The organism is Hydrogenophaga sp. (assembly GCF_041633695.1).
Classification (GTDB): domain Bacteria; phylum Pseudomonadota; class Gammaproteobacteria; order Burkholderiales; family Burkholderiaceae_C; genus Hydrogenophaga.
On the sequence record NZ_JBFJMY010000173.1, the window covers coordinates 1 to 8,365 of the forward strand.

At 62.1% G+C, this 8,365-nt stretch carries 9 protein-coding genes; all 9 read left to right on the top strand.

The annotated features are described in order from the left end of the window. Nucleotides 1-25 precede the first annotated feature (25 nt). A complete protein-coding gene (locus tag ABYB95_RS12100) occupies nucleotides 26-1,390 on the top strand; it encodes a cytochrome ubiquinol oxidase subunit I (protein ID WP_372658802.1) in 1,365 nt (454 codons plus the stop codon). A gap of 36 nt (nucleotides 1,391-1,426) precedes the next feature. Next, nucleotides 1,427-2,425, top strand: coding sequence for a cytochrome d ubiquinol oxidase subunit II (locus tag ABYB95_RS12105; RefSeq protein WP_372658803.1), 999 nt, complete (start codon nucleotides 1,427-1,429; stop codon nucleotides 2,423-2,425). A gap of 133 nt (nucleotides 2,426-2,558) precedes the next feature. Next, nucleotides 2,559-3,050 (top strand): flavodoxin domain-containing protein, encoded by a 492-nt coding sequence (locus ABYB95_RS12110; protein WP_372658804.1) that lies wholly within the window; start codon nucleotides 2,559-2,561, stop codon nucleotides 3,048-3,050. A gap of 131 nt (nucleotides 3,051-3,181) precedes the next feature. After that, the gene (locus tag ABYB95_RS12115; protein WP_372658805.1) at nucleotides 3,182-4,369 is read left to right on the top strand and encodes an ABC transporter substrate-binding protein; all 1,188 of its coding nucleotides are present in this window, start codon (nucleotides 3,182-3,184) and stop codon (nucleotides 4,367-4,369) included. A 99-nt stretch (nucleotides 4,370-4,468) separates the two neighbouring features. Further along, entirely contained in the window at nucleotides 4,469-5,332 is an 864-nt protein-coding gene (locus tag ABYB95_RS12120; protein WP_372658806.1) for a branched-chain amino acid ABC transporter permease, read from the top strand. Between the two features lie 10 nt (nucleotides 5,333-5,342). Continuing rightward, entirely contained in the window at nucleotides 5,343-6,335 is a 993-nt protein-coding gene (locus ABYB95_RS12125) for a branched-chain amino acid ABC transporter permease (RefSeq protein ID WP_372658807.1), read from the top strand. Further along, nucleotides 6,332-7,093 (top strand): ABC transporter ATP-binding protein, encoded by a 762-nt coding sequence (locus ABYB95_RS12130; RefSeq protein ID WP_372658808.1) that lies wholly within the window; start codon nucleotides 6,332-6,334, stop codon nucleotides 7,091-7,093. Before ABYB95_RS12125 ends, ABYB95_RS12130 begins: the two co-directional genes overlap by 4 nt. A 2-nt stretch (nucleotides 7,094-7,095) precedes the next feature. Then, nucleotides 7,096-7,812 (top strand): ABC transporter ATP-binding protein, encoded by a 717-nt coding sequence (locus ABYB95_RS12135; protein WP_372658809.1) that lies wholly within the window; start codon nucleotides 7,096-7,098, stop codon nucleotides 7,810-7,812. A 133-nt stretch (nucleotides 7,813-7,945) separates the two neighbouring features. Beyond that, the coding region (locus ABYB95_RS12140) for a hypothetical protein (protein WP_372658810.1) at nucleotides 7,946-8,365 on the top strand (420 nt) is incomplete at its 3' end.

Genomic DNA, 8,365 nt, shown 5'->3' on the forward strand with positions numbered 1-8,365 from the left:
ATCCACCCACTCACCGGACACAGACATGGACACCTTGATCCTGTCGCGCATACAGTTCGCGACCAACATCAGTTTTCACATCCTGTTTCCCAGCATCACCATCGCCTTGTGCTGGTTTCTGTTGTTCTTTCGCTACCGCTTCATCAAGACCCGCGACCCGGCGTGGGAAGAGGCTTATTACTTCTGGACCAAGATCTTTGCGCTGAGCTTTGCTCTCGGCGTGGTCTCGGGCATCGTGATGAGCTTCCAGTTCGGCACCAACTGGCCAGGGTTCATGGAGAAGGCCGGCAACATCGCCGGGCCGCTGTTGGGTTACGAGGTGCTGACCGCGTTCTTTCTGGAGGCCAGCTTTCTGGGCATCATGCTGTTCGGTCGCGGACGCGTATCGGAACGGGTGCACCTGGCCGCCACCGCCTTGGTGGCGTTGGGCACCACGATGTCGGCGTTCTGGATTCTGAGCTTGAACTCGTGGATGCAAACCCCCGCCGGGTACGAGATCGTGAACGGACAATTCCACGCCACCAGCTGGCTGGCCGTGGTGTTCAATCCTTCATTCCCTTACCGGCTCACCCACAAACTGCTGGCCTCCACGCTGACCGCCTCGTTCCTGATCGCCGGTCTGAGTGCCTGGCAATTGATCAAGGGCAGCGCCACTGCGGGCACGCACAAGGCGATGCGCGCCGCCATTGTGGCCGCGTCCATCGCCATGCCCTTGCAGTTTCTGGCCGGCGACGCCCACGGCCTGAACACCTTGGAACACCAGCCGGCCAAGATCGCTGCCATCGAAGGCATCTGGCACACCGAAAAAGGCGCTCCGCTCACGCTGTTCGGCTGGCCCGACGAAGCCACCGGCACCACGCGCTACGCGGTGCAGATCCCGAAAATGGCCAGCCTGATCCTGGCGCACGACATCGACGCCGAGCTCAAGGGTCTGAACGAATTTCCCAACGCGCACCCGCCCGTTGCACCGGTGTTCTGGGCTTTCCGGATCATGGTGGGCGTGGGTTCGCTGATGCTGTTGGTGGCGTGGTTCAGCGCGTGGCGGCTTTGGCGGCAGCGCCGCGACACCGACCGCCAGATCCGTCTACCCAAACCCTTGCTGTACACACTGGCGGCCATGACGTTTTCGGGCTGGCTGGCCACACTCAGCGGCTGGTACGTGACAGAAATCGGCCGCCAGCCCTTCATCGTCTACGGCCTGCTGCGCACCAGTGACATCGCCAGCCACATCGCACCACCCATGATCGCCGTGACCCTCACCGCCTACCTGTTGGTGTACGGCCTGCTGCTGGTCACCTACGTCGGCGTTCTGAAGTACATGGCCGAGCACCCGGTGACCCATCCGCCCTATCCCGGCAGTGGCGCCGAACTCGGCAAAGCGGGGGTCTGAAATGCCCCATGTCCAACACCCCTTTGGAGAAATCGCATGACCTGGGCCACGCTGCTACCGCTGATTTTTCTCGCTGTCATGGGTCTGGCGCTGCTGGCCTATGTGGTGCTCGACGGCTACGACCTCGGTGTGGGCCTGTTGCTGCCGCTGGCCAACAACACCGACAAAGACACCATGATCGCCAGCATCGGGCCGTTCTGGGACGCCAACGAAACCTGGCTGGTGCTGGGCGTGGGCGTGCTGCTGGTCGCCTTTCCGTTTGCCCACAGCCTGGTGCTGCAGGCCTTGTACCTGCCGGTGGCGGTGATGCTGATCGGCCTGATCCTTCGGGGTGTGGCGTTCGACTTCCGGGTGAAGGCGCCGCCGCGCTACAAGCCGTTCTGGAACCGCGCCTTCTTTGCCGGTTCGCTCATGGCCAGCACGTCGCAGGGTTGGATGCTGGGCAGCTACGTCACGGGTTTTGATGTCGGCTGGCTAGGCACGGCGTTCAGCCTGGGCATCGCGCTCACCTTGCCCGCCGCTTATGTGCTGCTGGGTTCGGGCTGGCTGATCATGAAGGCCGAGGGCGAGCTGCAGGCCCATGCGGTGCGCTGGGCGCGCCGTGTGCTCTGGCCCATGGCGCTGGCACTGGTGGCCATTTCTGCCGCCACGCCGCTGGTCAATCCGGCGGTGGTGGACAAGTGGTTCGGCGCGCCGCAAATCTTTGGCTTGTTGCCCATTCCCCTGAGCTGTGCCCTCGCCTTCTTCGCTGTGCGCTGGGTCGTGACCCACCCCAAGGTGGTGCAAGCGGGCTATGGCTGGGTGGTGTTCGCGTCCACGGTGCTGATCTTCGTGCTGGCCTTCTTCGGCTTGTCGTACAGCATCTACCCCGACATCGTGATCGGGCGCATGACGGTGTGGCAGGCGGCCGTCAGCACCGAGTCGCTCACGGTGCTCTTCATCGGCGTGGCCATCACCTTGCCGGTGATCGTGACTTACACCGTGTTCATGTACCGGGTGTTCTGGGGCAAGGCGCGGGCACTGAGCTACAACTAGGGCCTGTTCGCACCGCGCACGCACCCTCTGGGCGCCCACGCCTGAAATACTCCACCTGCAGGCCAACTCCGAGGGTTATCCCTCGGGTTGCATCTGAAATTATGCAATATAGTGCAGATATCGATAGAAACCCATGTCCAAGAAATTGAAAATCCTGGTTGGCACCGTGACCAACACCGCCCAATCCGCCGCACAGGCCATGGAGATGGCTTGCGCCCATTTGATGGACAGCATCGAGATCCAGATGATGGATGGGCTCGGCATAGGCATTTTTGAAGAGGATGCACTATATGTCATATGCACATCCACCACCGGCGCTGGCGATGTCCCGGACAACGCGCAACAGCTGTATGCCTCTTTGAGTAACGAGCCGCGCTACCTGGGTGCGGTGCGCTACGGCGTTTTCGCACTCGGCGACAGCGTGTATCCGCAGACCTTCTGCAACGGTGGCCTGCGGTTTGACGAGCGCCTGGCCGACCTGGGCGCTGTGCGCGTGGGCGGCATCTTCCAACACGACGCCTCTGCGGGCACCGAGCCCGAGGTGGAGGCTGCGAACTGGAGCCAGCGCTGGCTGCCCGAGGCCCAGGCACTCAAGGCCGGCCTCCCCCAAGCCACCAGCGCATGAAGCGCACGGCCAGGACACTAATTTTGACGCTTAAATGTTTCAAACCTAAAGTACGGGTAATTCTGTATCGCCAAGCGCTGGCGGCCCGACTACAGTGAAAAGCACTTTTCCAACCACAGGAGTCCCCGACCATGACCACACGTAGACTAGTACTGACCCGCAGCGCCGCCGTGATAGGCGCCGCATCGACCGGCTTGTTGCTGCCGCAAATCGCGCGCGCACAGTCCGACAAAGTTCGCGTGGGATTCATGTTGCCCTACACCGGCACCTTTGCGCAGTTGGGCGTCGCGATCGAAAACGGTTTCATGATGGCGCTCAACGAGCAAGGCGGCAAACTGGGTGGCCGTGAGGTGGAGTTCTTCAAGGTTGACGACGAATCGAACCCGGCCAAAGGCATCGAGAACGCCAACCGCCTGGTGCAACGCGACAAAGTCGATGTGTTGGTCGGCACCGTGCACTCCGGCGTGCAGATGGGCATCCACAAAGTGGCGCGCGACAGCGGCGTGCTGAGTCTGATCCCCAACGCCGGCGTGCACGTGGCCACGCGGGCGCAGTGCGCTCCCAACGTCTACCGCACATCGTTCTCCAACTCCCAGCCCACGCTGGCGCTGGGCAAGGCCATGATGGACCGTGGCCACAAAAAGGCGGTCTGGATCACCTGGAACTACGCGGCCGGCGAAGAAGCCTTTGAGGGCTTTGAAAAGGGCTACACCGAGGCCGGTGGCACCATCATCAAAAAGCTGGGCGTACCCTTCCCCAACGTCGAATTCCAGGCGCTGCTGACCGAAATCGCCTCGCTCAACCCGGACGCAGTGGCTTGCTTCTTCGCCGGTGGTGGCGCCGCCAAGTTCCTGAAAGACTTCGCTGCCGCAGGTTTGAACAAGAACATCCAGCTGTATGGTTCCGGCTTCCTCACCGAAGGCGTGCTGGAAGCCGCCGGCCCGGCAGCCGACGGCGTGCTCACCACCATGCACTACAGCGATTCGCTGGACACCCCACGCAACAAGCAGTTCCGCCTGTCCTACGCAAAAACCTTCAAGGCGCAGCCCGACGTTTATGCGGTGCAGGGCTACGACACCGGTCTGTTGCTGGTCAAGGGCGCGAACGCGGTGAAGGGCGATCTCAGCAACAAGCAGGCCTTGTACGCAGCCATGGACGGCGCCGTGATCGACAGCCCCCGCGGCAAGTGGACCATGAGCAAGGCGCACAACCCGATCCAGGACATGTACCTGCGCAAGGTGGTGAATGGCGAGAACAAGGTGATCGGTATCGCAGGCAAAGCCGTGGCCGATTCCGCCGCCGGTTGCCGCATGGGCTGATAGCCCCCGGGACATCCCTGCAACCCTGGGCTTGGTCGGACCCACCCAGGGTTGTTTTATGTCCGCAGGCCAACTTTTTCACCCGTATTTCTCTGCGCCATGGACTTTGCGAATTTTTTGATCCAGTTGCTCAACAGCCTGCAATACGGCTTGTTGCTGTTCATGCTGGCAGCGGGCCTCACGCTGATCTTTGGCATCATGGGCGTGGTCAACCTGGCCCATGGCAGCTTCTACATGCTGGGTGCGTACCTGGCCTGGTTTCTGACGGCGCAGCTCGACAGCTTGTTGCTGGCCATCCTGCTGGGCACGGTGCTGGCCGTGGTCTTTGGCTGGTTGCTGGAGTGGCTGCTGTTCCGGCACTTCTACCAGCGCGACCATTTGGACCAGGTGCTGCTCACCTTTGGTCTGATCTACATCTTTCAGGAAGCACGCTCGCTGCTGTGGGGCGACGACGTGCACTCGGTGGCCGTGCCTGAGGTGCTGAACTGGTCCATCCCGCTCACCGAAAATCTGTCGTACCCGGTGTACCGGCTTTTCATGTCGGGTCTGTGCGTGCTGCTCGCATTGGGCCTGTATCTGCTGATCTCCAAAACCCGCCTCGGCATGAAGATCCGCGCCGGTGCCTTCAACCGCGAAATGACCGAAGCGCTCGGCATCAACATCCGGCTCATCCACGGTGTGGTGTTCGCGCTGGGCGTGGCACTGGCCGCCATCGCGGGCATGATCGCCGCGCCCATTTCCAGCGTCTACCCCGGCATGGGCGACTCGGTGCTGATCATGTGTTTTGTGGTGGTGGTGATCGGCGGCATCGGTTCGGTGCGCGGTGCCCTGGTCTCGGCCTTGCTGGTCGGCCTGGTCGACACCTTTGGCAAAGTGCTGGTGCCGCAACTCGCGGGCATGGCGGTCTACTTGCTCATGGCCGTGGTGCTTTTATACAAACCCGAAGGCCTGTTCCGGCAATGAGACATTCCGCATGAGCGCACCCAAAGCACAACTCGAAATCCTGCCCACCAGCATCCAGGCGATGCTGGCCGTGGCCGCGCTGGCCTTGCTGGCCTTTCCCTTCGTGCCCATGGAGGGGCGCGACTACTACCTGCAATTGCTCTCGCAGATGATGATCCTGGCGATCTTCGCCATGAGCCTCGATTTGCTGCAGGGCGTCACCGGCCTGGTCTCGCTGGGTCACGCGGCCTACTTCGGTCTGGCCGGTTACGCGCTGGCTTTTCTGACGCCGGCCGACACGCCGATCAGCCTGTGGTGGTCGCTGCCGCTTGCCGCATTGGGTGCCGGTCTGGCCGCGCTGGTGATCGGCTTTTTTGTGGTGCGTACCCACGGCATCTACTTCATCATGGTCACCATGGCGTTCGCGCAAATGGTGTTCTACCTGTTCTTTGACAACCGGGGCCTCGGTGGTTCCGATGGTTTGTACGTCAACTTCCGGCCCGACGCGTCGCTGTTCGGCTGGAGCGGCATCGACCTGGACAACAAGACCACGTTCTACTACTTCACGCTGGCGGTGTTGCTGCTGGTGTACGCCTTTCTGCGCCGCGTGCTGTTCTCGCCTTTCGGCCGGGTGCTCGCCGGCATCCGCGTCAACGAACACCGCATGCGCGCCGTGGGCTACGGCAGCTTTGGCTACAAGCTCGCGGCCTTCACACTGGCCGGCATGCTGGCCGGGGTGGCGGGCTATCTCTGGGCCGCACAAACCGGCTATGTAAACCCCGAGCTGATGGGTTTTCACATGAGCGCACACGCCATCATGATGGTGATTCTGGGCGGCATGGGCAATTTTGCCGGTGCCATCGTGGGCGCCTTCGCCTTCGAGTACGTCATGCACTTCTTCAAAGACCTCAGCAAGCACTGGCAACTGCTCATGGGCAGCTTCATCGTCTTGGTGGTGGTGTTCGCGCCGCGCGGCCTGCTGGGTTTGATCAACCAGTGGTTCCACAAAAAGGAGCCGTCATGAACGCGCCCCTGCTCTCGGCCCAAGGGCTGACCAAACGCTTTGGCGGCCTCGCCGCTGTGAACGAGGTGTCGGTCGAACTCTGGCGCGACCGCATCCACGCGGTGATCGGCCCCAACGGCGCCGGAAAATCCACGCTCACCAACCTGCTCTCGGGCGATCTGCCACCCACGGCGGGTCGCATCACCTTGAACGGGCACGACACCACCGGCAAAAGCCCCGAGCACATCTCGCGCCTGGGCCTGGGCCGAAGCTACCAAAAAACCAATATCTTCGCGCCCTTCACCGTGTGGGAAAACATCCGCCTGGCGGCCCAGTCGGGCGAGCGCCATTCGCCCTGGAATCCGCTGCACTGGGTGGGCAATGCCGCCCGCAACGCACGCGTGAACCAGCGCTGCGAACGGGCGCTGGAACTGGCCGGCTTGCAATCGCGCGCCCATGTGGTGGCCGGCACCACCAGCCACGGCGAACAGCGCCAGCTCGAAATCGCCATGACACTCGCCACCGAACCCACGGTCTTGCTGCTCGACGAACCGCTGGCCGGGATGGGCCAGGCCGAAGCCGAAAGCATGGTCGGGCTGTTGCTGCGCATCAAACCCGAGCACGCCATGATGCTGGTGGAGCACGACATGGACGCGGTGTTCACACTGGCCGACCAGCTCACCGTGATGGTCAACGGCCAGGTGATTGCCAGCGGCGAGCCGGGCGCCGTGCGTTCGGACTCCGAGGTGCAAGCCGCCTACCTGGGTGAGGAGCATTGAACATGAGCCAGCACCCCTTGATCGAGGCCATGGGCCTGAACACCCACTACGGCGCCAGCCACATCCTGCGCGGCGTCAACTTCACCGTCAACGCCGGTGAAACCATCGGGCTCATGGGCCGCAACGGCATGGGAAAAACCACGCTACTCAAATCCGTCATGGGCATCGTCAAACCCAGCGGCGGCAACGTCAGCATCAAAGGCCACGCCATGACCGGTGCGGCCACTTTTGAGATTGCGCGCCAAGGCATCGCCTACGTGCCCGAGGGCCGGGGCATTTTCGGCAACCTGAGCGTCAAGGAAAACCTGAACATGTCCGCCCGGGCCGGCACACGAGGCCAGCGCGACTGGACCTATGAGCGCGTGCTCGACACCTTCCCCCGCCTGGCCGAACGCCTGGGTCACGGTGGACAGCAACTGAGCGGCGGCGAACAACAAATGCTCACCATCGGCCGAGCCCTGATGACCAACCCCGACCTGCTCATCCTCGACGAAGCCACCGAAGGCCTGGCACCACTGATCGCACGCGAAATCTGGCGCATCTGCGGCGTGATCCGCGAGAGCGGCATCAGCAGCGTGATCGTCGACAAGAACTGGAAACAAGTGACCCAGATCACCGACCGCAATGTGATCCTGGTCAAAGGTGAGGTGGCGTTTGAAGGCAGCTCCACCGAGCTGCTCTCTAAGCCTGAATTGCTGGAGCAGTTCCTGGGGGTTTGAGGGAAAACCTACCTCTGCCGCATCGATACATGCAGATACACTCTCCTCGCCGACGCGCGACCCAAGGTTGACGGCCGGCGCCCGCTACCTTGCAATGGAACGGGCCTTCAAAAATTATCCCTGGGAGGAATCCATGTATTTCATGTCGTCGAGCCGCGCCTGGCTGCTGGGTCTGATCGTCGTTCTTTCGGGCTGTGCTGCGCCCCACCAATCCTTTGTCAACTTGCCTGCGGGCTACTTTGCCGACAGCAAAGGCGCAATTGGCATCGCCATGACGGACGTGCCCCCACCGGACACCTACTTTCCTGGCGCCGACTGTCTACTGTGCATCGCCACAGCTTCCATGGTCAACAGCTCGATGACCAGTGCGGTGCGGCAATGGCCAAACGACGACCTCAAGGGGTTGAAGGAAGAAATGGCGGCTCTGCTGCGCGCTCAAGGACAAACGGTGGTCATGATCGACAAACCCATCAAGGTGGCGGATCTGCCTACGCGCAGCAACCCACAAGAAGGATTTGCGCGCAAGGACTTCTCCTCCATCAAGGCGTCGGCC

Coding starts and splice junctions, on each gene's coding strand:
- ABYB95_RS12100 (WP_372658802.1), top strand. CDS start 26: ATGGACACCTTGATCCTGTCGCGCATACAGTTCGCGACCAACATCAGT.
- ABYB95_RS12120 (WP_372658806.1), top strand. CDS start 4,469: ATGGACTTTGCGAATTTTTTGATCCAGTTGCTCAACAGCCTGCAATAC.
- ABYB95_RS12115 (WP_372658805.1), top strand. CDS start 3,182: ATGACCACACGTAGACTAGTACTGACCCGCAGCGCCGCCGTGATAGGC.
- ABYB95_RS12105 (WP_372658803.1), top strand. CDS start 1,427: ATGACCTGGGCCACGCTGCTACCGCTGATTTTTCTCGCTGTCATGGGT.
- ABYB95_RS12135 (WP_372658809.1), top strand. CDS start 7,096: ATGAGCCAGCACCCCTTGATCGAGGCCATGGGCCTGAACACCCACTAC.
- ABYB95_RS12125 (WP_372658807.1), top strand. CDS start 5,343: ATGAGCGCACCCAAAGCACAACTCGAAATCCTGCCCACCAGCATCCAG.
- ABYB95_RS12130 (WP_372658808.1), top strand. CDS start 6,332: ATGAACGCGCCCCTGCTCTCGGCCCAAGGGCTGACCAAACGCTTTGGC.
- ABYB95_RS12110 (WP_372658804.1), top strand. CDS start 2,559: ATGTCCAAGAAATTGAAAATCCTGGTTGGCACCGTGACCAACACCGCC.